This is a genomic window from Bauldia litoralis, assembly GCF_900104485.1.
Lineage (GTDB): Bacteria > Pseudomonadota > Alphaproteobacteria > Rhizobiales > Kaistiaceae > Bauldia > Bauldia litoralis.
In genome coordinates, this window is the sequence record NZ_FMXQ01000009.1 from 94,996 (window position 1) to 116,678 (window position 21,683).

Below are 21,683 nucleotides of genomic sequence, written 5' to 3' on the forward strand. Positions count from 1 at the left end.
CGGCGGCTATTCGGCCGCCTGCCGCCGCCCTGCCACGAGAACCGGCTTGGTCCCGCCCGACTTGTCCCCGTCGTCGGCGCCGTTCTTGCCTGCCGGTTCCGCCGGCTTTCCCGGTTCGTCGAGCGTCTTCAGGCCGTCAATGCGCGGCATGGAGACGATGTTGTAGCCGGAATCGACGAAGTGGATCTCGCCGGTGACTGCGGTGGAAAGGTCCGACAGGAGGTAGACGGCGGATTTGCCGATCTCCTCGAGGCCGACGGCGCGGCGCAGCGGCGAATTTTCCTTCTGGTAGTTGAACATGATCCGGGCGTCGGAAATGCCGGCCCCGGCCAGCGTACGCACCGGGCCGGCGGAAATCGCGTTGACCCGAATGCGGCGGTCGCCGTAGTCGACGGCGAGATAGCGGACCGAGGCCTCGAGCGCCGCCTTGGCGACGCCCATGACGTTGTAGTTCGGCATCGCCCGCGTCGACCCGCCATAGGTGAGCGTCAGCATCGCCCCGCCATTCGTCATCATCGCAGCGGCGCGGCGCGCCACCTCGGTGAAGGAAAAGCAGGAGATCACCATGGTGCGCTGGAAGTTGGCGCGACTGGTGTCGGCATAGAGGCCCTTCAACTCGGCCTTGTCGGAAAACGCGATCGCGTGAACGACAAAATCCAGCGAATCCCATCGCCGGCCGATCTCGGCGAAGACCGAGTCGAGGGAGGCCGGATCGTCGGCGTCGGTATCAAGTCCGACATCGCACGGAATGACGAAATCCGATCCCACCGATTCCGCTAGCGGCCGAACCCGCTTGTCCATCGAGGGGGGCTGGTAGGTGAAGGCGAGCTCGGCTCCGGCGTCGGCCAACTGCCGGGCGATTCCCCAGGCGATCGAGTGATCGTTGGCGACGCCCATAACGAGCCCGCGCTTGCCGCTCATCAGGCCTGCTGTCATCCGCATGTCCCCCGCCCGTTGCCTTCGTGTTCTTCTCAGTCCGCGTAGCGCGAAAAAGCCAGCGTCGCGTTGGTGCCGCCGAACCCAAAGGAATTCGACAGCACGGTATCGAGTTGCACGTCGTCGACCCGCTCGCGCTGGATCGGCATGTCCGCGAATTCCGGGTCCAGTTCGTCGATATGGGCGGAGGCGGCGATGAAGCTGTTGTTCATCATCAGAAGGCAGTAGATCGCCTCCTGGACGCCGGTCGCGCCGAGCGAATGACCGGTCAGTGACTTGGTCGCCGAAATCGGCGGCGCGTCGGTGCCGAACACCGAGCGGATCGCCTTGATCTCGGCGAGGTCGCCGACCTGCGTCGAGGTCGCGTGCGGGTTGATGTAGTCGATCTTCCGGTCGCCGACCTGGTCGAGCGTCATGCGCATGCAGCGGGCAGCGCCCTCGCTCGAGGGCTGGACCATGTCATAGCCGTCCGAAGTCGCGCCATAGCCGACGATCTCGCCATAGATGCGGGCGCCGCGCGCCTTGGCATGCTCCAGTTCCTCGAGAACCAGCACGCCGGCGCCGCCGGCGATGACAAAACCGTCGCGATTCTTGTCGTAGGCCCGCGAAGCGACCGCGGGGCGGTCGTTGTAGTCGCTGGACAGCGCGCCCATGCCGTCGAAGAGCACCGACAGGGTCCAGTCGAGTTCCTCGCAGCCACCGGCGAAGACGACATCCTGCTTGCCGAGCTGGATCACCTCATAGGCATTGCCGATGCAGTGGTTCGAGGTCGCGCAGGCTGATGAGATCGAATAGTTGACCCCCTTGATCTTGAACCAGGTGGCGAGCGTCGCCGAGGCGGTGGACGACATTGCCTTGGGCACGGCGAAGGGCCCGACGCGCTTCGGCCCCTTCTCGCGCGTAATATCGGCTGCCTGGACGATGGTGCGGGTCGACGGTCCGCCGGATCCCATGATGATGCCGGTACGCTCGTTTGAGACGTCGCTCTCCTCGAGACCGGCGTCGAGAATTGCCTGGTCCATGGCGACGTGGTTCCACGCCGTTCCGCCGCCGTGGAAGCGCATGGCGCGACGATCGACCATCGATTCGACATCGATGTCCGGGGCGCCATGGACGTGGCAGCGGAAACCGAGCTCGGCATAGCGATCGGCGCGCACGATGCCCGACCGGCCTTCACGCAAGGAGGCCAAAACCTCCTGCGTGTTGTTGCCGATCGAGGACACGATCCCCATGCCCGTCACGACGACCCGCTTCATTTCAGTTTCCTCATCTCGTCTGGTTGTCGGTTTGCCGCTTCCGGCGGTCGTTTCGCGGCGATGTCAACCGGCGACCGGCTCGGACTCGCTCTTGAAGAGACCGACCTTGAGGTCGGTGGCGCGGTAGATGGTTTCGCCATCGGCTTTCAGCCAGCCGTCGCCGATACCCAGCACCAGCTTCGAGCGAAACACCCGCTTCAGGTCGATGCCATACTCGACGATCTTTGCGGTCGGCAAGACCATCTGGGAGAATTTGACCTCACCGACAGATAGCGCCCGTCCCTTGCCGGGCAGGTCGAGCCAACCGAGGAAGAATCCGAGCATCTGCCACATCGCGTCGAGCCCGAGGCAGCCCGGCATCACCGGATCGCCCTTGAAGTGGCACTGGAAGAACCAGAGGTCCGGCTTGACGTCGAGTTCGGCGCGGATTTCGCCGCGGCCGTGCTCGCCCCCTGTCTCGCTGATGTTGGTGATCCTGTCGAACATCAGCATGGGCGGCAGCGGCAGTTGGGCATTGCCCTCGCCAAACAGCTCGCCGCGTCCGCAGGCCAACAATTGCTCGTAGTCGAAGCTCGATGAGCGTGTGTTCATCCTGTCGAGCATATCCCGTTCTGTTCCTGAAAATGTATGGCCGAAAACCTGGGCTGCCATAGTGCCCCCCGCCGCAGGCCGACCTGTTCGCGTCTACCTAACATCTAACGTCTATCGCCGCCACAATATCGGGGCGGGGGCTGCCATGCGCAACACCCGCCCCGCCGTCGATTCAGGCTGGCCGGGAGCGACAGGACGGGACCGATCGACGCGCCGGTGCGATTCGGGCTTGCGAAACGGCCGCGCCGACGGCAGAAATGGGCGGTTCATTGCGCATTGGCGACGACAAATCTATAGTCGGCGCGTTCATGAAAACCCGGCGGCCTTGAACCGCACGGATAATGGAAACAATGATGGAAAACACGACAACGCATATCGGCGGCGATCACGGTCGCACCCATATCCGCACGATGCTGCGGGAATCGGGTCTGCGGCCGACCCGTCAACGCATGGCGCTCGCGGAAATCCTGTTCAAGGACGGCAACCGGCATATTTCCGCCGAGGGTCTTCACGAAGAGGCTATGACGCATCGGGTCCCGGTGTCGCTGGCGACGGTCTACAACACCCTTCACCAGTTCACCGATGTCGGTCTCTTGCGGGAGGTCGCGGTCGACGGGTCGAAGACCTACTTCGACACCAACACCGCCAACCACCACCATTTCTTCATCGAGGACGACAATTGCGTCGTCGATATCCCGCCCGGCCAGATGGGCGTCGACGATGTTCCGACACCGCCGCCGGGCTATGAGATCAGCCGGGTCGACGTGATCGTCCGGCTGCGCCGCATTCGCGACTGAGGTCGTTTACCGGAAGAACGCGCCGCCTTGGGCGGCGCGCATTGCTGACGTGGCCGGGGCGCTCGGCGCGCCCGGTTACTTGATTTCCTCGTCGGGATAGACACCCCAGAGCTGCTCGCGGTCGATCCAGCCGGAGAAGCCGCTTCCCGAAATCTTGCAGAAGCCCTGCTGGCACCGGTCGATTTCGCCCATGACGCCCGGCTCGAGATAGGCCGTGATCGTCGAGGACGGTGCTGCGGAGGAATGGATGGGTCGCGGATCGCCGCCGGCCCATGGCGCGACAACGGCCGTGCGCTTGCCGGACAGGAGGCTCTGGAAGATCCAGCCCATTGTCCCGTCGGCGTCGCGGACGCGGCGCCAGTTGTCATATTCCTGGACCACCTCGATCGGCAGGCCGGGTTTCACGAAAACCCAGGCAATCTTGTAGTCCTCGCCCGGTCCGACCCGGACATTGACCCGGCTTGCCTTGAGGCTGACGAAACGCGGCACCGGCAGGCCGCTTGGCCCGATCTGGGCGCCCGGCGCAGCCGCGGGCGCCGCCTGCGGACCCGTTGAGGGCTGGGCGACCAGCACGAAGCCGGCCAGCGCCGCCAGAATCCAGATTTTCCTGGTTTTTCCGCCGAGAAGCGAACGTTTCCCGAATACACCCTGCATCAACGTTACCCCACACTTTACGCAACAAACTCGATTCAATATTGCGGCAGGCGTGGTTAAGGAGCTCTCAACGCGACGGCGGTGGGGCGGTCGATTGGCGAACGATCAGGTCGACCGGCATGATCCTCCGCACCGGGTGCGCCGGGGGATCGAGAATCAGTTCCGCCGCCGCCTTTCCCTTCGCCCGCGTCGACTGGGCGATGGTGGTGAGCTTCGGTAGGCTGGTGGCGGCGATGGAGAGGTCATCGAAGCCGATGACCGAAAGGTCGGCCGGGACGGCGATGCCGCGGCGAAGGGCTTCGTCGAGAACACCGACCGCCAGGGTGTCGGCCATGGCGATGACGGCGGTCGCGCCAGCCAGATTGTCGAGCATCAGGCGGGCGGCTGCTCTGACCTCCGGCCCTTCCGGGCAGCCTTCGACGATCGGCGCGTCGTCGATCGACAGGCCGGCTTCGCCCAGCGCCTCGGCAATGCCTTCGTAGCGTTCGCGGGCGTCGATGAAGGATGTGGTCAGGCGACGGGCGGTTTCACCCGCCGGGTGGTGCTGAGGCCCCGTGTCGTTGGCTTCGGGATCGCGCAGCGCGAGGATCGCGACCTTCCGGTGACCGAGTTCGACGAGGTGGCGGACCGCCTGTCGTGCGCCGTCGCGGTTGTCGAGGTTGATCGCACTGATCCCGGCAGGCGCCTCCATGTCGACGCCGACCAGGGGCAGGTTCCGGCGTTTCGAGATCGCGATGAGCGAATCGACGTGGCGCGGATTGTGAAGGATGAAGCCGTCGACCAGCGCCGTCCCCAGGCTTCGATCCGCGGCCTGCCGATCGACGCCCGGGACGATGACGAAAGCGGCCTGGCGAGCGTCGCAGACCTCGGCGATCCCCTGGATGAAGCTCTGGAATTTCGGATGCGTCATTGCGGCGGCGACCGCGGTATGCGTCACGACGCCGATCGCGTTTGCCGTCCCGGCGCGCAGCAGCCGGCCCCTGGGGTCCGGGCCGCTATAGTCGAGGCTCCGGGCAGTTTCCAGCACCCGCTCGCGAACCGCCGGCCGAACGAGGCCCGGTCGGTTGAAGACATTCGAGGCGGTGCCCTGCGACACGCCCGCAGCCTTCGCCACGTCCTTGAGCCTGACCGGTCGCGTCATTGATTCCCCGCATCCCCGCTGTGCCACGCGCTTCTAGCGCACGGAGTGAATCGGTTCACCCGGTTTCCTGAAAAGGGTGGCTCGACGTTGAATCGGTTCAACGCACCGCGCGATCGGCCTGAATCGATTCATTCCGGCATGTGACGATGGTGCGGCGTCCGAGTCCGGGCGCGAAAGGCAGGCGCCGATCAGGCGGCCGGGCTGGTTCCGGTCAGCGGATTGGCCGGGTTCCAGGCGTAGCGGATGGTCTCGAAGCGGGCGGCGCGGGCATCGAAGAGCAGCAGTCGCCCGACCAGTCCTTCGCCGATGCCAGCGATCTCCTTGATTACCTCGAGCGCTTGCAGCGAGCCGAGCACGCCGGTCAGGGCGCCGAGGATGCCGGCCTGGGCGCAAGTCGGCAGCAGGCCATCCGGCGGTGCCTCTGGAAACAGGCACCGCCAGGTCGGATTCGGTCGTCCGTCAGGGCCGTCGAGCCAGGGCTTCAGGGTGGTGATCGAACCGTCGAACTGGCTGACGGTCGCCGTCACCAGCGGTTTCTGCGAGCGGAAGCACTGGTCGGAGACGAGGTAGCGGGTGGCGAAGTTGTCCGACCCGTCGGCAACGATGTCATAGCCATCGATCAGGTCTGCGGCGTTGTCGTCGCCCAGCCGGACGGGATGCGTCTCGACCACGACGTTGGGGTTGATCCGCTGGACCGCCATCGCGGCGCTGGCAACCTTCGCCGCGCCGACCGCCTCGGTGTCGTGGATCACCTGCCTTTGCAGGTTCGAGAGCGAAACCGAGTCGTTGTCGACGATCCCCAGGGTCCCGACGCCGGCCGCGGCGAGATACTGGATGACCGGCGCGCCAAGGCCGCCGGCGCCCACGACAAGCACGCGCGCCGCTTTCAATTTCTGCTGGCCCGGCCCGCCGACATCGGCCAGCACAATGTGCCGCGCGTAGCGCTCGATTTCCTCGCTGGATAGGTCCATGACGGGGAACTTAAGCGCCTCCGGCCGGATTGGCGAGATGACTACGACGCGAGGTATTTCTGGAGCGGCTCCCAGTAGCGGGCGGTCCAGCCATCGGCCAGATGGTCGCGCTGGTCCTCCGGCGCGCCCCAATGGTCGAACACCAGCCGCGTCGTCGCGCCTTCCTCTTTCAGTTCGAAGCGGATCACCGAATACATCCCGTCCGGCCAGTCCTTGACCCGCCAGGCCTGGACGATGCGCTGGTCTGGCACCAGTTCGATGTTGCGGCCGAGAATGTGCCCGCCATGGGTGGAAAAGGCGCCGCCAACCTCGCGGCTGATCTCGGCCGCGCCATTGGCGGTGAAGGCGGCGTGTTCGCCGGAATCCATCAGCGCCCTGTAGATGCGGGCCGGCGCGGCGGTAAAGACGATTTCCTGGTAGATGGAGTCGCTCATCGGGGTCTCCGTCGGTGGATCGGGGTGGACGGTCAAAATTAAACCATTTAGTTTAATGAGTCCATTGGAGACCCGCGATGCCCGTTGCCGAGACCGCCGCCCCGTCACCGGATGATCGCCTCGACCTTGTGTTTCACGCCCTGGCGGATCGCACGCGCCGGGCGCTTCTCCTCCGCCTGGCCGAGGGGGAGGCTATGGTGACGGCGCTGGCAGCACCCTTCGACATGTCGCTGCCGGCGGTATCGAAGCACCTTCGGGTGCTGGAGCGCGCCGGACTGGTCGAGCGGACAGTGGAAGGACGGGTCCATCGCTGCGCCTTCGGGCCGGCGCCGCTCGGCGAGGTCGAGCAATGGCTCGACCAAACGCGGGCCTTCTGGGAGGACCGGCTGGCCGGCCTTGCCGACTATGTCGAAAGCGGCGCCGACCAGCAGATGCGGGGCGAGGACGAGCGATGAACAGGGAAGCCGCTGACGACGCCGAAGCCGCTCTGGTCGTTCGCCGCACGATCCGCGCCAGTCCGGAACGACTCTTCGCGGCGTGGACGCAGCCGGAGCACCTGGTGCGCTGGTGGGGGCCCGGTCCGGTGACCTGTCCCGAGGCGGAGATCGACCTGCGCGTCGGCGGCCGCTACCGCCTTGCCAACCGCATGCCGGACGGCCGGATCGACTGGATCAGCGGCGTATTCGAGGTGGTCGAGCCGCCAAGCCGGCTGGTCTATTCCTGGACGATCGGCGCGAGCGCCGCGACGCCGGAGCGGGTGACGGTGCGTTTCGAGCCCCGCGGCGAGGAGACGGAGGTGGTGATCCATCACGAGCGGATCGCCACGCCGGAAGCGCGCAGGACGCATCGCCAGGGTTGGGAGGGCTGTCTCGACGGGCTGACCGCCTTCCTCGCCTGACATCGGCCGGCTCCGCAGCCGGGACCGAAGAAGAGGGTGGCTTGCCCCGTCCCGGCGGCCTTGCCATCATGCCATGGATGGCGTCGGGTCAAGGCCGGCGATTCGAACGGCGGGGCCAGTGCGATGATCCGGAAGCTCTTTTTTGGCGTGGTCCTTCTCGGGATCGTCGCCGCGGTTGTGCTCTGGTTCCTCACCGCGCCGCGAACGCTCGCCGCCGGCGACCTTCCCGACCACACGCCGGACCTCGCCAATGGCGAGACCATGTTCTGGGCCAGCGGCTGCGAATCCTGCCACGCCGCGCCGGGCGCCACCGGCGACGATATCCTCAAGCTCGGCGGCGGGCTGGCGATGGTCACCCCTTTCGGCACCTTCAACGTCCCGAACATCTCGCCCGACGAGAAGACCGGAATCGGCTCTTGGTCGACGGCGGATTTCGTCACCGCTCTTAAACACGGTGTCGGCAAGGGCGGCGAGCATCTTTACCCGGCCTTTCCCTACACCTCCTACCAGCGGATGCGGGTCGAGGACATCATCGACCTCAAGGCGTTCATAGATACCCTTGAGCCGGTCGACAATGTCGTCGCGGCGCACGATCTGCCGTTCCCCTTCAACATCCGCCGCGGCCTCGGCCTGTGGCAGCTGGTTTTCGCCGATGGCAAGACCTTCGTGCCCGATCCCCAGGCCAGCGACCAGATCAACCGCGGCGCCTACCTGGTCAAGGGGCCGGGGCACTGCGGCGAGTGTCACACGCCCCGCGACGTCGCCGGTGCGATGATCGCCGCCCGCGCCCTGAGTGGCGGTCCCGCGCCGGAGGGCGACGGCACGGTTCCCAACATCACCCCCGATACCGACACGGGGATCGGCTCGTGGAGCCAGGACGACCTCGTCACGCTGTTCAAGACCGGCTTCACGCCGGACTTCGACTCGGTCGGCGGGTCGATGGCGCCGGTGCAGCGCAACCTCGCCATGCTGCCCGACGAGGACCTCGAGGCGATCGCCGCCTACCTGATGAGCCTGCCGCCGATTGCCTCGGAGGCGCCGGCCACCTGAGGCTCAGCCGCCGAAGAGCCGGCGGAAGAAGCCCTTGCGCGGCTCTGCTTGTGGCCCGTTCGTCGGGGCCCGAGCGATGCTGCCCGTGGTTCCCGGCGCGACCGTCAGCGGTTCGCCGTCGTCGCCCATGATGACCACCGGAATCGCGTTCTCCGGATAGTGCACCGGGCTCATGTATCGATAGTCGCCGGGCAGGCCGACAACGGCCTGGCCTTCGAGCGCCGGCGCCATGAAGCGCTGCCAGGCGATCGCCGGCAGGTTGCCGCCGGCGGCTTTCTTGGTCGGCTTGGAATTGTCGTTGCCGAACCACACCCCGGCGACCAGCGCCCCCGTGTAGCCGATGAACCAGGCGTCGCGAAAATCCTGGCTGGTGCCGGTCTTGCCGGCCACCGGCCAGCCGGAGATCGCGGCGCGCTTGCCGGTGCCGCGCACCACCACGTCCTCCAGCATGGCGTTCATCATCGCCACGTGGCCGGGGTGGATCATCTGTCCCGGACCGGACCCTTCGCGCTCGTAGAGCACGTCGCCGCCATTGGTGCGGATGCGCTCGATGACATGGGGGATCACGCCCTCGCCCCCGTTGGCAAACGCGGCGAAGGCGCCCGTCATTTCAAGCAGCGTCACCTCGGAGGTGCCGAGCGCGATCGACGGCGTCGCCATCAGCGGCGACATCACCCCGAGCCGCCGCGCGACATTGGCGACCCGCTGCGGGCCGACCTCGGCCGCCAGCTGCGCTGAAACGGTGTTGAGCGACAGCGAGAGCGCCGATTGCAGGGTGACCGGCCCAAGGTAGTCGCGGGTGTAGTTTTCCGGCGTCCAGCCGTTGATCGACACACGTTCGTCGATCCGCACGGTCTCCGGCACCATGCCGGTCTCGAGCGCTGCCAGGTAGACGAAGGGCTTGAAGGCCGAGCCCGGCTGGCGATGGGCGTCGATGGCGCGGTTGAACTGGCTCTGCGCATAGTCCCGCCCGCCGACCAGCGCCTTGACCGCGCCATGCGGATCCATGGCGATGAAGCCGCCCTGGCTCGCGCCGCGCTCCGGCCCCTCGGTGTCCAGCGTCTTGGTCAGGGCGCTCGCGGCCAGGGTCTGCATGCGCAGGTCGATGCTGGTCTCGACGACCACGTCATGGTCGAGCGCCCCGACGTAGCTCGGCAACTGGTCCATCACCCAGTCGGCGACATAGCGGCCGCTGCCCCCGGCGACGTCGCGCACCGCGCGGATCTCCTGAGACATCGCCAGACTCGCCTCGCGATCGTCGATGAAGCCCTGCTCGTGCATGGCGGCGAGGACGAGGTGGGTCCGCTCTTCCGCCGCCGTGGGGTTGGCAATCGGCGAATAGCGCGACGGCGCCTTGAGGAGCGCGGCGAGCGTCGCGGCCTCGGCCAGCGTCACGTGGCGGGCCGACTTGCCGAAATAGCGGTTGGCAGCAGCATCGACACCATAGGCGCCGGCGCCGAGATAGACCCGGTTGAGGTAGAGTTCGAGGATCTCGTCCTTCGACAGGCTGGCTTCCAGCCAGACCGCCAGCACCACCTCCTGGATCTTCCGCTCGAAGGAGCGCTCCGGCGTCAGGAAAAGGTTCTTGGCAAGCTGCTGGGTCAGCGTCGAGCCGCCCTGGACGATTCGCCCGGCGCTGAAATTCTCGGCGAAGGCGCGCACCAGTCCGATCGGATCGATCCCGAAATGCCAGCGGAACCGCCGGTCCTCGATGGCGATCACCGCTTCCGGCAGGAAGGGCGGCATCTCCTCGAGCATCAGCGTTTGGCCGACCGTATCGGCGCGATTGGTGATCAGCTCTCCGTCGGCCGAGACGATCCGGACGTTGGCCGGGCGGGCCGGCAACGTCCATTCCGAACTCGGCGGTAGTCGCGACCAGTAGTAGCCGACCACCCCGGCGAGGCCCGCCACCGAGATGATCGTGGCCACTACGGACCAGTAGACGGTGCCGCGCACCAGGCGCGCGATGCCGGCGAAGAAACCACGGCGGGCGGGCGGCCGGCGCCCACCGCCGCGTCGGGTCGGACGCGGAGTGACCTTGCGGCGGAACGTCGTGACCTTGCCTGCGGCGGCCTTGGATTGGGCTTTCGTGGCGGGACGGGCGGCTGGCTTGCGGGTCGATTTCGCGGCGGGCCTGGTCTTGGCGGCCGTCTTGGTGCTCGCGGCCTTGGTCGCGCGCTTGGCCGGCGGTTTCGCGGCCGGCTTGGAACGGCCGAAAAACCCGGCGCTCTTCGCCCGGCCGCCGAACTTCGGCTCGACACGCTCCTTCTGCCGGCGCTTGCTCGCCATGCCCTGCCGCCACTCCTTACACACGCGACTGACCCGCCGGTCGGTAGCGCAAGGTAGAAGGGCCGGTTTAAGGCGCGGTTAAGCGTGATCCCGGGCAGGCGCCCGGGGAGTCCAGTGGGGTAGCGACGGCGGGCTCAGCCAGCGGCCGCTTCTGCCGGCGGTGCTGCGGTCGGCGCTGCGGTCTTGGGCGCATCGTGGTCCGGCGGAGTGACCCGGAACCACACGACGTAGAGCGCCGGCAGGAAGAGCAGTGTCAGCAGCGTCGCTCCGGCAAGGCCCCCGGCGATGGCATAGGCCATTGGGCCCCAGAAGACGTCGCTCATGATCGGGATCATGCCGAGGATCGCCGCTGCCGCCGTGAGCAGGATCGGTCGCAGCCGGTGTTCGGTCGCCTCGAGCACCGCCTCCCAGGTTTCCATTCCCTGGGAATGGTTGAATTCGATGCGATCGACGAGGATCACGGAATTGCGCACCACCATGCCAAGCAGCGCGATAACCCCGAGAATGGCGATGAAGCCGAAGGGCGTGCCGGTGGCAAGCAGTGCGACCACCACGCCGATGAAGCCGAGCGGCGCGACGCTGAGGACGAGCGCGAGGCGCGAGAAGCTCTGTATCTGGATCATCAGGACGATGAGCACGACGGCCAGCATGATCGGCACTTCCGCCATCACCGAGCCGGTGCTCTGGTCGCTCTTCTCCAGCGTGCCGCCGTCCTCGATGAAGGCGCCTTCCGGCATGGTCGCCGCGAAGGCCTCGATCTGCGGGGCGAGACGGGTGAAGACGGTCGGCGCCTCGAGTCCGCTGCCCGGGTCGGCCTGCACCGTGACCGTCGGCAGTCGGTTGCGCCGCCAGACATAGGCTTCGTCGAGAGCGTAGGAGAGGGTGGCGACTTCCGTAATGGGGATGGACTGGCCGCCCGGCAAGCTGAGCTGGACGGTCCTCAGGCTTTCCAGCGACAACCGATCGGTGTCGGTCGCCCGGGCCACGACATCGATCAGGTAGATGCTGTCGCGAAGCTGGGTGGCGACCGCACCGTTATGGATCGTGTAGAGCTGGTTGGCGATGTCCTCGGAACTGAGGCCGACTTGACGCGCCTTGTCCTGGTTCACGGCGAGCCGGACGGACTTGTACTTCTCGCTCCAGTCGGTGTTGACGGTGACGGCAAGGCCGGAATCCCGGACGATCTTGGCGACCTCGGCGGCCAGCGACCGTGCCTGGTCGATGGTTCGCGCGGTGACGCGATACTGGACCGGCCAGCCGACCGGCGGCCCGAGTTCCAGTCGCGACACGCGACCGGTGACGCTGCCCATGTCGGCGATCGCCTTCGTCAGCTTGTCCTCGACCCGGTCGCGGGCGTCGAGGTCCTTGGTCACGATCACCATTTGCGCGGTGAAGTCGTTGTCGCCCTGGACATCGAGCGGCAGGTAGAAGCGGATGGCGCCGCCGCCGACATAGACGGAGTAGCTGTCGACGTCCGGGTCGCCCTCGAAGATCTTGGCGACCCGATCGACCTCGGTCTGGGTGGCGTAGATCGAGGAATTCGCCGGCAACAGCATGGTGACCATCAGTTCGGTCCGGTCGGAGGCCGGGAAAAACTGGCGCTGCATGTAGTTCTGGCCATAGAGCGACAGCAGGAAGAGCACGGCCGTCACGCCGACGGTGATGTAGCGGTAGCGCATGCACAGCGTCAGCACGCGGATATAGGCGCGCATGCCGCGTCCCGGCCCGCTTTCCTCCCTTTTCTTTTTCTTCTTGATGATCGCCGGCAGCACGGTGACGCCGATCACCGGCGCGAAGATCACCGCCACGAACCACGATGTAATCAGCGCGACGAGGATCACGACGAACAGCGAGAAGGTGTATTGGCCGACATTGCTCTTGGCGAGGCCGATCGGCAGGAAGCCGGCGATGGTGACCAGCGTGCCGGTCAGCATCGGAAAGGCGGTGGACGTATAGGCAAAGGCCCCGGCGACCGGTTTCGAATCGCCGGCCTCTATTCGCGAGACCATCGATTCGACCGTGATCATCGCGTCGTCGACCAGCAGTCCGAGCGCGATGACCAGGGCGCCGAGTGAAATGCGCTGCAGGCTGATGCCGAGGAAATCGAGGAAGATGAAGACAATCGCCATGACCAGCGGAATCGACAGGGCGACGACCAGCCCGGCGCGCATGCCGAGGCTGACGAAACTGACCGCCAGGACGATGATCACCGCCTCGAGCAGCGCGCTGGTGAAGCCGTGGATCGATTCCCGGACGATCTCCGGCTGGTCGGAGACCTGCACCAGGTCGATACCGATGGGGAATTCCTGCTGGAGCTTGGCCGCGATGGCGCCGATCTCGGCGCCGAAGGTGAGGTTGTTGCCGCCGGTGCGCATCGAGATGCCGATGCCGACCGCCTGCTTGCCGTTGACCTCGAACATCTTGGTCGGCGGGTCGACCGACCGGCGCGTGATATCGGCCAGATCGGTCAGCTTGTAGAACGATCCGTTGATGTGGAGATTGATCGCCGCGATGGTGGCGGTGTCGACGAAGGCGCCGGATACGTCGATCAGGATCTGCTCGGTCGGCGAGGTGATGACACCGGCCGGCGTCACCTCGTTCTGCGCCGAGAGCGCCGCCATCACCTGGTTGAGGCTGATGCCGAGGGCGGCGAGCTGCTCGGGCGAGAAGCTGAGGTAGATCTTCTCCTTCTGGTCGCCGAAGATGTCCACCTTGCCGGTGTCGCCAACGGTGAGGAAGGCGGCCTTGGCCGTCTCCGCGAAGTCGCGCGCGTTACGGTAGGTGAAGCCGTCGAAGGTGATCCCATAGACGATGCCGTAGACGTCGCCATACTCGTCGTTGAAGAACGGCCCCTGCGTCCCCTGGGGCAAGTTCTGGGTGATGTCGGAGACCTTCTTGCGGACCTGATACCAGGTCTCCGGAATCGCCGAGGGCGGGGTCGACTGCAGGAGGTTGACGTAGATGACCGTCTTGCCGGGCTCGGTATAGCTTTTCAGGTAGTCGAGATAGGGGGTCTCCTCGAGCTTCTCCGCGATGGTGTTGTTCAACTCGTTCATCGTGTCGACGAGCGTCGCGCCAGGCCAGCCGGCGGAGACCACCATGGTGTCGACCGAGAAGGACGGATCCTCCTCGCGGCCGAGATTCATGTAGGAATACGCGCCGGCGATCAGGAACAGAAGCATGAAGAAGAAAACGAGGACCCGGTGCTCGATCGCCCAGGCCGAAAGGTTGTGCGACTTCATTTCGCCTCGACCTTGTCGACGTTGACGACCTGCCCTTCGGCCAGCGAGTTGACCCCGGCGATGACCACCAGGTCACCTTTCTTGAGCCCCTCGGAAATCAGCACCGCGTCGGTGTCGTAGCGCTCGACCGTGACCGGCGTCTTGTGGACGGCGTTGTCGGAGCCCACGACCCACACTTCGCCCTTCTCGCCGGTTTGCAGCAGCGCCGTCGGTGGCACGCTGTAGACCTCCTTGCCGTCGGACTGCACCCGGCCGCGAACCAGCGCGCCGAGACGCATGACGGCCGGCGGGTCTTTAAGTCCGACCTTGATCGTGTAGGTGCCGGTCGTCGGATCGGCCTCCGGCGCGATCTGCCGGACGGCGCCGACGACGCTGATATTCGGATCGGACTGCAGCCACACCGTCACCGGCACGCCGATTGTCGCCAGCGATGCGATGTTCTGCGATACGGCGAAGACCGCGTCGAGCGCGCCGGTATCGGCGACCTCGATGATCATCTGGCCGGCCTGGACCACCTGGCCCGGATCGGCGCCTGTCCGGGTCACCGCGCCGGCAACCGGCGAGGCGAGGTTGGCATAGCCGAGCTGGTCTTCGGCCAGCCGTTGCTGGGCCTGGGCGGAGGCGAGGTCGGCCTGGGCGTTCTGCAGGGCCCTCAGCGCCAGATTATACTCGGCCTGGGTGGTGAAGCCGTCGGCCAGCAGCTTCTTCTTGGCCGCTTCCTCGGGCGCTGCCTGGTCGACCGCCGCCTGTGCCGCGGAGACCTGTCCCTTGGCAGAATCGAGCTGGTTCTGGAGGTCGCTGGGATCGATGGAAGCGATCGGCTCACCCGCCGTCACCGTGTCGCCGACGTCCACCAGCCGGGCGTTGACCCGGCCACCGACCAGGAAGCCGACATTGGTCGTCGTCTGCGCGGCGATCGACCCGCTGCCTTCGGCCGACATGACCATCGGCGCCGGCGAAACCTCGACGACCCGCGCCGTTCTCGGTGGCGCCGGGGCCGGCGTGTCGTCCTGGCAGGCCGCCAGCGCAAGGCACAATGCGACGACGGAAAATGGTGCAATACTCATCGAGCGAAAAGACACGGTGCCAGATCCTCCAGCAATGAAGCAAGGATGGGCCGCTGCAGGGTCGCGCGACGCGAGGCATACCCTAGCGGCAGATATGTGAGTCGGCTACACGCCAGCGTCCGCGAAACGCCACTTCCGCCTAGTCATTTGCCGACGACGCGGTCATATTCGCGGCCATGTCAGATTCCCCTTCCAGCAAGCCGATCGGCCCCGGCGACCATGTCTTCCTGGTCGATGGCTCGTCCTTCGTATTCCGTGCCTATTTCCAATCGATTAATCAGGATGCCAAGTACAACTTCCGCTCGGACGGCCTGCCGACCGGAGCGCTGCGCCTGTTCTCGACCAAGCTCTACCAGTTCGTCCGCGAAGGCGCGGTCGGCATCATGCCGACCCATCTCGCCATCCTCTTCGACAAGTCGGAAGACACCTTCCGCAAGGAAATCTATCCCGACTACAAGGGCACCCGCCGCGATCCGCCTGACGATCTCGTCCCGCAATTCCCGCTGATGCGCGAGGCGGTGAGCGCCTTCGGGCTCGAGCCGATCGAAAAGGCCGGCTTCGAGGCCGACGACCTGATCGCCACCTACGCGATCGAGGCGGAGAAGGCGGGCGCCGATGTCCTTATCATCTCGTCCGACAAGGACCTGATGCAGATGGTCACTGACAAGGTGCTGTTCTACGACTTCGAATCCGGCATCAAGGGCCGCTCCGGCCACCGGCCCGAGCGCAAGCTCGATATCGACGGGGTGATCGATTACTTCGGCGTCCCGCCGGACAGGGTGACCGATGTCCAGGCGCTGATCGGCGACACCTCGGACAATGTGCCAGGGGTCCCCGGCATCGGCATCAAGACTGCCTCAGCGCTGATCAAGGAATATGGCGACCTCGAAACCCTGCTCGCCCGCGCTGAAGAGATCAAGCAGCCGAAGCGGCGCGAGACGCTGATCAATTTCGCCGATCAGGCGCGGATGTCGAAGCGGCTGGTCACCCTCGATCGCCATGTCGACTGCGAGACGCCGCTCTCGGCGACCCGTGTCGGCGATTTCGATGCGGCGCGGCTGATCGCCTTCGGCAAGGCGCTCGAACTGACCACGCTGGTCAAGCGCGTCGCCGAGGCCTCCGGGCTCGACCCCAACAGCGTCGAAGCCGATCCGCGGCTCAAGTCCGACAAGCTGCACGCCGCCACCTATGCGGCGAAGCTGATGCCGGATGAGCCTGAGCCGGCGCCGTCGTCGGACGACAAGGAGCCGAAGAACGCCGGTGTGGCCGCAGCGGCCACGGACACCGGCGCCTTCAAGCCATCAGGTGGGGCAACCGCCGGCGCCGTCGCGGCGACCGCCGTGCCGATCGACCCGAAGACATACGAGACCGTCACCGAGGCGACGCGCCTGCAGGCGTTGATCGACGAGGCGATGGAGGCCGGACACGTCGCCATCGCCGCCGAGACCACGTCGCCGGATCCGATGCTGGCCGACATGGTCGGCATCGCGTTGGCCACGCGCCCCGGCCGCGCCGCCTATATCCCGCTCGGCCATCGCAACGGCGAGGCCGACCTGCTCGATCCCGGCCTGTTGCCCGGCCAGGTCCCGGCGGAGGAAGCGCTGGCGGCGTTGAAGCCGCTGCTTGAAGACGCCTCGGTGTTGAAGATCGCCCATAACCTCAAGGCGATGGGCGTCGTCTTCGGCCGACGCGGCGTTGCCCTCGCGCCCTATGACGACACCATCCTCCTTTCCTATGCCCTCGATGCCGGCAAGGGCGCGATGGGGCTATCCGACCTGTCGGAGCGGTGGCTCGGCCACGTTCCGATCGCCCGCAAGGAGATCACCGGAACCGGCCGCGCCGCGATTGCCTTTCCCGCCGTGCCGATCGACCGGGCCACCGAATATGTGGGTGAGCAGGCCGATCTGGCGCTCAGGCTGTGGACCAACCTCAAGCCACGGCTGGTGCCGGAGCGCATGACCAACCTCTATGAGACCCTGGAGCGCCCGCTGGTGCCGGTGCTGGCCCGCATGGAGGCCCGCGGCATCACGGTCGATCGCCAGACCCTGTCGCGCCTTTCCGGCGAATTCGCCCAGAAGCTCGGCGGCCTTGAAGACGAGATCTACAAGCTGGCCGACGAGCAGTTCAACATCGGCTCGCCGAAGCAGCTTGGCGATATCCTGTTCGGCAAATTCGGCCTCCCCGGCGGCAAGAAGACCAAGACCGGCGCCTGGTCGACCGGCGCCGACGTCCTCGACGAACTGGCCGCCGGCGGTATCGACCTTGCCGCCCGCATCCTCGACTGGCGCCAGCTCTCCAAGCTGAAATCGACCTATACGGATCTGCTGCCCACCTTCATCCATGCCGAGACCGGCCGCATCCACACCCAGTATGCGCTGGCCGCGACCTCGACGGGCCGGCTGTCCTCGTCGGAGCCCAATCTCCAGAACATCCCGATCCGCACCGAAGCCGGTCGCCGCATCCGCACCGCCTTCATCGCCGACAAGGGCAGCAAGCTGATCTCGGCCGATTACAGCCAGATCGAACTGCGCATCCTCGCCCATGTCGCCGATATTCCGGAGCTGAAGGCGGCTTTCGCCGAGGGCATGGATATCCACGCGATGACCGCGAGCGAAATGTTCGGCGTGCCGGTCGAGGGCATGCCGCGCGAGGTCCGCAACCGCGCCAAGGCGATCAATTTCGGCATCATCTACGGGATTTCCGCCTTCGGTCTCGCCAACCAGCTTGCCATCCCGCGCGAGGAGGCCGGCGCCTATATCAAGCGCTACTTCGAGCGTTTCCCCGGCATCCGCGGCTACATGGACGCGATGAAGGCGCATGTTCGCGAGCACGGCTACGTGACGACGCTCTTCGGCCGCAAGATTCACTTCCCGCAGGTCAAGTCGGGCAACCCGGCCGAGCGCGCCTTCGTTGACCGCGCCTCGATCAACGCCCCGATCCAGGGCACCGCCGCCGATGTTATCCGCCGCGCCATGATCCGCATGGAGCCGGCGCTCGACGAAGCCGGGCTCTCGGCGAAAATGCTGCTCCAGGTCCATGACGAACTGGTCTTCGAGGCGCCCGAGGCGGAGGTCGAGAAGACCCTGCCGGTCATCGCCGATGTCATGGCGAAGGCGGCCGAGCCGGCTATCTGGCTGACGGTCCCCCTCCAGGTCGACGCCGGCGCCGCCGACAACTGGGACGAGGCGCACTAGCTCCGGCGTCGCCGGATCCGCACGTAGATCGCGCCAGCGCCGCCATGGCGGCGGCCGGCTTCCGAAAAGCCGGTGACGATCGGCTGGAAGGCGGCCGAATGCAGCCATTCCGGCACCGCCCGGCGCAAGACGCCCCGTTCATATTCGCCGTAGCCGCCTTCGCCGGGTTTCCCCTTGCCGGTGATCACCAGCACCACCCGTGCGCCTGACGCCTGCGCCTCTTCGAGAAAGTCATGGAGCCGCCGGTGCGCCGCGACCTGCGTCAGCCCATGCAGGTCGATCCTCGCGTCGACCGCGATCAGGCCGCGCGTCAGCCGGCTGACGGTGCGCCGGTCGAGCGGCGTCGGCGATGGCAGCGTCGATCGCGGTTGCGAGGTCGGCGGCCGATAGGCGGGCAGGGCAGGCGGCGCGGGTTTCGGTTTGGCGGCCGGCTTTGGCGGTGGCGGGGGCTCGGCAGGTTCGTCGGGCGGCGGCGGCTCGGGTGGGGCGCGGCGCAGCGGTTTGGCGGTCTTCTTGACCGCCGACCACAGGCGGATGTCGTCTTCGCTCAACCCGCGGCGCGGCGGTCGCCGGCTCATCCTTCGTCACCGGCCGGGGATCGGCGCGGCGCGAGGATGACGAAGGTGCCGCGCGCCGCCAGCCCGCCGGCGATGGCGCCGGCTGCTTCGCCGGAGCCGGTGAAGATGTCGCCGCGGGCCGCCCCGACGATCGCCGAGCCGGTGTCCTGCGCCACCATCAGCCGCCGGAAGGCCGCACCGTCTGCCAGCGTGGTGTCGACCCAGACCGGCATGTGGAAGGTGTGGATCAGCCGGTCGACGGCGAGGCTTCGTCTGGGCGTCAGCGGCACCTTGGCGGCGGCGACGGGCCCCAGCGCCGGATCGTCGACCTCAGCCTCGCGGAAGAAGATGAAGGAGCGGTTCGTCGCCATCACCGCCCGCGCCTCATCCGGATGCTCGGCGAGCCAGCCGCGGATCGTCGCCATCGTCGCGCCGCCGGAGGGCAGGGCGCCGCGCTCGATCAGCACCCGGCCGATCGGCGTGTAGGGATGGCCGCTCTTTGCGGCGTAGGTAATGCGCATCTCGCCGCCCTCGGCGAGCCGGATGCGGGCAGCACCCTGGATATGGATGAAGAAGGCATCGACCGGGTCGGCGAGGAAGACCAGTTCGAGACCCCGGCCATCGAGATAGCCGGCCTCGATCGCGCCACGGTCGGGGTAGGGGGCGAGGCCGTCGGCGGTTCGCCGGGCGAAGCGGGTGCCGGCTTCGATCCCCGCCGGCGGATCGTCCGGATCGATCTCGACCAGATCGTCCGGCCGGCGGTAGATCGGTGTCGCGAAAGCGGCCGACCGCGTGCGCGATCCGGTGACGATCGGTTCGTAATAGCCGGTGAAGAAGCCGTTTCCCTCGGTCGGGACGACGGCCAGCGGCTGGAACTCAGCCTCGAAGAAGGCCCGCGCCAACGCGTTGTCTGCTGCCGGCATCTCCCCGGCGCTGGCGATGATGGCGGCGAGCGCCAACGGATCGACACCGGCGCCACGTGGTTTCGGCGGGTGTGCGTCAAGCACCGCGGCGCCTTGGCGAAAAGCGATCAGGGCAGCGCGATGATCGTCATCGGCCCAGCCGGGTATGTCTGTGAAATCAAGAGGTTCGAGCCGGAATCCGGTTTCCGCGCTTGTCGCCGGTCGCACGGGAACCCGCGCTCACTCGACCGATTCGGTCGCGACCAGCTTCCAGTTCGGGTCGCGCGAATTGATGTCGCGCGCGAAGGTCCAGATATCGGTGACGTCGCCGACATGGACCGGGTCGCCGTCGACCACGGTGCCGTCCTTGTCGTGGGTCGCCGAGATCAGCTTCGACAGGAACTTGACGGTAATCTGCGAGGTGCCGCTCTTCAGCGAGGCCTCGGTGATCTCCGCCTTGTCGATACCGACAAAGCGGAACTCGATCGTTTCCTGGCGGGCTTCCCGCTCGGTGATCGCGGCGACGAAGCCGTCATAGACCTCGCGGCTGAGAAGGTTCTTCAGCGTCTTGCGGTCGCCCTCGGCGAAGGCGGTGACGATCATCTCATAGGCGCCCTTGGCGCCGCCGATGAAGGCGTCGGGATCGAAATTGCGGTCGGCTGCCGCGATGGCGCGAAGCGCCTCGTTGAGCGACGAGCCTTCGGGAGCAAGTGTCTTGATCTGGGCTTCGGCGGCCGGCGCGATGGCACCGGGGGCGTCGGCGGCCCCGTTCGGGCGGCGCGCCGGCAGGCTGATGACCTTCTCGTCGCCGCTCGCCGTCGGTGGCGCTTCGCGACGCGAATACGGGTCGAAAGGCGGTCGCTCGTTGCCCGTCCTCCGGCCAAGGACACTCCTCAGTCGGAAGAAGATGACAACCGCGATTGCCAGAAAAATGATGGTGTAGATATCGACGAAGCCGTTCATACGCTTGGGGTCCTGTCCCACCCCGTGGATTTAGCACGAAAAGCTGAAGGGGAACGATGTTTTTGCAATGTAGTGAACGATCGTGGCAGATGCGAGTCCGTCCGGGAAGGCATCAGCCTTGTAAGCCCGCGACCCTCGTGTTAGCCCCCCGGTGAGCCGGGCTGCAAAGGCCCGTGGGCATTGAGTTACGGAAGGCATATTCGAATGGCGGAAGAAAACGGAAATAATGGCGGGCAGCCCGCCGGTGGCGCCGCTCAGGGTGCCGCGGCGCAGCCCGCGCCGCAGAATCTCGGCGTTCTCGCCCAGTATGTGAAGGATCTTTCCTTCGAGAGCCCCGGCGCGCCGCAATCCCTGCGCGACCGTGGCACCGCGCCCAACATCAACATCACGATCAATGTCGAGCCGGGCGAGGTGGTCAACAACGAGGTCGAGGTCGAACTCAAGGTCGACGCCCAGGCCAAGGTCGGCGAGAACGTCCTGTTCGCCATCGAACTGTCCTATGGCGGCCTGTTCAGGCTGACCAACATCCCGCCCGAGGCGGTCCAGCCGATCCTGCGGATCGAATGCCCGCGCCTGCTGTTCCCCTTTGCCCGGCAGATCCTCGCCGATGCAAGCCGCAACGGCGGTTTCCCGCCATTGCTGATCGATCCGATCGATTTCCTCGCGCTCTATCGCCAGCGTCTCGCCCAGGCCCAGGCGGCCGCCAACCCGAACCCCGGCCAGATCGCCTGAGGCCTCGCC

At 66.5% G+C, this 21,683-nt stretch carries 19 protein-coding genes; 6 read left to right on the forward strand and 13 right to left on the reverse strand.

Going from position 1 to position 21,683, the window contains the following annotated elements:
* Positions 1–6: 6 nt before the first annotated feature.
* The 3 genes from fabI to fabA all read right to left on the reverse strand — a co-directional run bounded on the left by fabI (position 7) and on the right by fabA (position 2,783).
* Entirely contained in the window at positions 7–936 is a 930-nt protein-coding gene (gene fabI, locus BLT60_RS19545; RefSeq protein ID WP_090879327.1) for an enoyl-ACP reductase FabI, read from the reverse strand.
* 35 nt (positions 937–971) lie between these two features.
* Positions 972–2,192, reverse strand: coding sequence for a beta-ketoacyl-ACP synthase I (fabB, locus tag BLT60_RS19550; RefSeq protein WP_090879140.1), 1,221 nt, complete (start codon positions 2,190–2,192; stop codon positions 972–974).
* A gap of 63 nt (positions 2,193–2,255) precedes the next feature.
* Entirely contained in the window at positions 2,256–2,783 is a 528-nt protein-coding gene (gene fabA, locus BLT60_RS19555; RefSeq protein ID WP_090879329.1) for a 3-hydroxyacyl-[acyl-carrier-protein] dehydratase FabA, read from the reverse strand.
* A 353-nt stretch (positions 2,784–3,136) separates the two neighbouring features.
* Here fabA and irr point away from each other — a divergent pair, with 353 nt between their 5' ends.
* Positions 3,137–3,580, forward strand: coding sequence for a Fur family transcriptional regulator Irr (gene irr / locus BLT60_RS19560; RefSeq protein ID WP_210185648.1), 444 nt, complete (start codon positions 3,137–3,139; stop codon positions 3,578–3,580).
* Positions 3,581–3,655: 75 nt separating this feature from the next.
* On the opposite strand, the gene BLT60_RS19565 is transcribed toward irr, so the two are convergent.
* From BLT60_RS19565 to BLT60_RS19580, 4 genes are all read right to left on the reverse strand, one after another.
* Complete coding sequence (locus BLT60_RS19565) at positions 3,656–4,234, reverse strand: SH3 domain-containing protein (protein ID WP_090879142.1); 579 nt, start codon at positions 4,232–4,234, stop codon at positions 3,656–3,658.
* A gap of 67 nt (positions 4,235–4,301) precedes the next feature.
* Positions 4,302–5,375 carry a LacI family DNA-binding transcriptional regulator gene (locus tag BLT60_RS19570; protein ID WP_090879144.1) on the reverse strand — a complete coding sequence of 358 codons (1,074 nt, stop codon included), beginning with the start codon at positions 5,373–5,375 and terminating at the stop codon, positions 4,302–4,304.
* A gap of 188 nt (positions 5,376–5,563) precedes the next feature.
* The gene (gene moeB, locus BLT60_RS19575) at positions 5,564–6,346 is read right to left on the reverse strand and encodes a molybdopterin-synthase adenylyltransferase MoeB (protein ID WP_090879146.1); all 783 of its coding nucleotides are present in this window, start codon (positions 6,344–6,346) and stop codon (positions 5,564–5,566) included.
* Positions 6,347–6,387: 41 nt separating this feature from the next.
* Positions 6,388–6,780 (reverse strand): SRPBCC domain-containing protein, encoded by a 393-nt coding sequence (locus BLT60_RS19580; protein ID WP_090879148.1) that lies wholly within the window; start codon positions 6,778–6,780, stop codon positions 6,388–6,390.
* Between the two features lie 77 nt (positions 6,781–6,857).
* Between BLT60_RS19580 and BLT60_RS19585 the strand changes: the two genes are divergently transcribed.
* The 3 genes from BLT60_RS19585 (at position 6,858) to BLT60_RS19595 (ending at position 8,728) form a co-directional block, all read left to right on the forward strand.
* On the forward strand, positions 6,858–7,235 hold the full coding sequence (locus tag BLT60_RS19585; protein WP_090879150.1) for an ArsR/SmtB family transcription factor: 378 nt from the start codon (positions 6,858–6,860) through the stop codon (positions 7,233–7,235).
* The gene (locus BLT60_RS19590; protein WP_175478544.1) at positions 7,232–7,678 is read left to right on the forward strand and encodes an SRPBCC family protein; all 447 of its coding nucleotides are present in this window, start codon (positions 7,232–7,234) and stop codon (positions 7,676–7,678) included. Before BLT60_RS19585 ends, BLT60_RS19590 begins: the two co-directional genes overlap by 4 nt.
* Positions 7,679–7,801: 123 nt before the next feature.
* A complete protein-coding gene (locus BLT60_RS19595) occupies positions 7,802–8,728 on the forward strand; it encodes a c-type cytochrome (protein WP_090879154.1) in 927 nt (308 codons plus the stop codon).
* 3 nt (positions 8,729–8,731) lie between these two features.
* Here BLT60_RS19595 and BLT60_RS19600 read toward each other — a convergent pair whose 3' ends face one another.
* The 3 genes from BLT60_RS19600 to BLT60_RS19610 form a co-directional block, all read right to left on the reverse strand.
* A complete protein-coding gene (locus tag BLT60_RS19600; protein ID WP_210185649.1) occupies positions 8,732–11,017 on the reverse strand; it encodes a transglycosylase domain-containing protein in 2,286 nt (761 codons plus the stop codon).
* Between the two features lie 134 nt (positions 11,018–11,151).
* On the reverse strand, positions 11,152–14,259 hold the full coding sequence (locus BLT60_RS19605; RefSeq protein ID WP_090879156.1) for an efflux RND transporter permease subunit: 3,108 nt from the start codon (positions 14,257–14,259) through the stop codon (positions 11,152–11,154).
* On the reverse strand, positions 14,256–15,326 hold the full coding sequence (locus BLT60_RS19610) for an efflux RND transporter periplasmic adaptor subunit (RefSeq protein WP_090879158.1): 1,071 nt from the start codon (positions 15,324–15,326) through the stop codon (positions 14,256–14,258). Before BLT60_RS19610 ends, BLT60_RS19605 begins: the two co-directional genes overlap by 4 nt.
* Positions 15,327–15,502: 176 nt before the next feature.
* Here BLT60_RS19610 and polA point away from each other — a divergent pair, with 176 nt between their 5' ends.
* Positions 15,503–18,520 carry a DNA polymerase I gene (gene polA, locus BLT60_RS19615; protein ID WP_090879160.1) on the forward strand — a complete coding sequence of 1,006 codons (3,018 nt, stop codon included), beginning with the start codon at positions 15,503–15,505 and terminating at the stop codon, positions 18,518–18,520.
* On the opposite strand, the gene BLT60_RS19620 is transcribed toward polA, so the two are convergent.
* The 3 genes from BLT60_RS19620 to BLT60_RS19630 are packed head-to-tail and all read right to left on the reverse strand — an operon-like array spanning position 18,517 to position 20,942.
* On the reverse strand, positions 18,517–19,098 hold the full coding sequence (locus tag BLT60_RS19620; RefSeq protein WP_090879161.1) for a Smr/MutS family protein: 582 nt from the start codon (positions 19,096–19,098) through the stop codon (positions 18,517–18,519). The genes polA and BLT60_RS19620 overlap by 4 nt on opposite strands.
* Positions 19,095–20,207, reverse strand: a complete 1,113-nt coding sequence (gene mltA, locus BLT60_RS19625; protein ID WP_090879163.1) for a murein transglycosylase A — start codon at positions 20,205–20,207, stop codon at positions 19,095–19,097. The genes BLT60_RS19620 and mltA overlap by 4 nt, the downstream gene beginning before the upstream one ends.
* Positions 20,208–20,219: 12 nt before the next feature.
* Positions 20,220–20,942, reverse strand: coding sequence for a Tim44/TimA family putative adaptor protein (locus tag BLT60_RS19630; RefSeq protein WP_090879165.1), 723 nt, complete (start codon positions 20,940–20,942; stop codon positions 20,220–20,222).
* A gap of 204 nt (positions 20,943–21,146) precedes the next feature.
* Here BLT60_RS19630 and secB point away from each other — a divergent pair, with 204 nt between their 5' ends.
* Positions 21,147–21,674, forward strand: a complete 528-nt coding sequence (gene secB / locus BLT60_RS19635; RefSeq protein ID WP_090879167.1) for a protein-export chaperone SecB — start codon at positions 21,147–21,149, stop codon at positions 21,672–21,674.
* Positions 21,675–21,683: the final 9 nt, after the last annotated feature.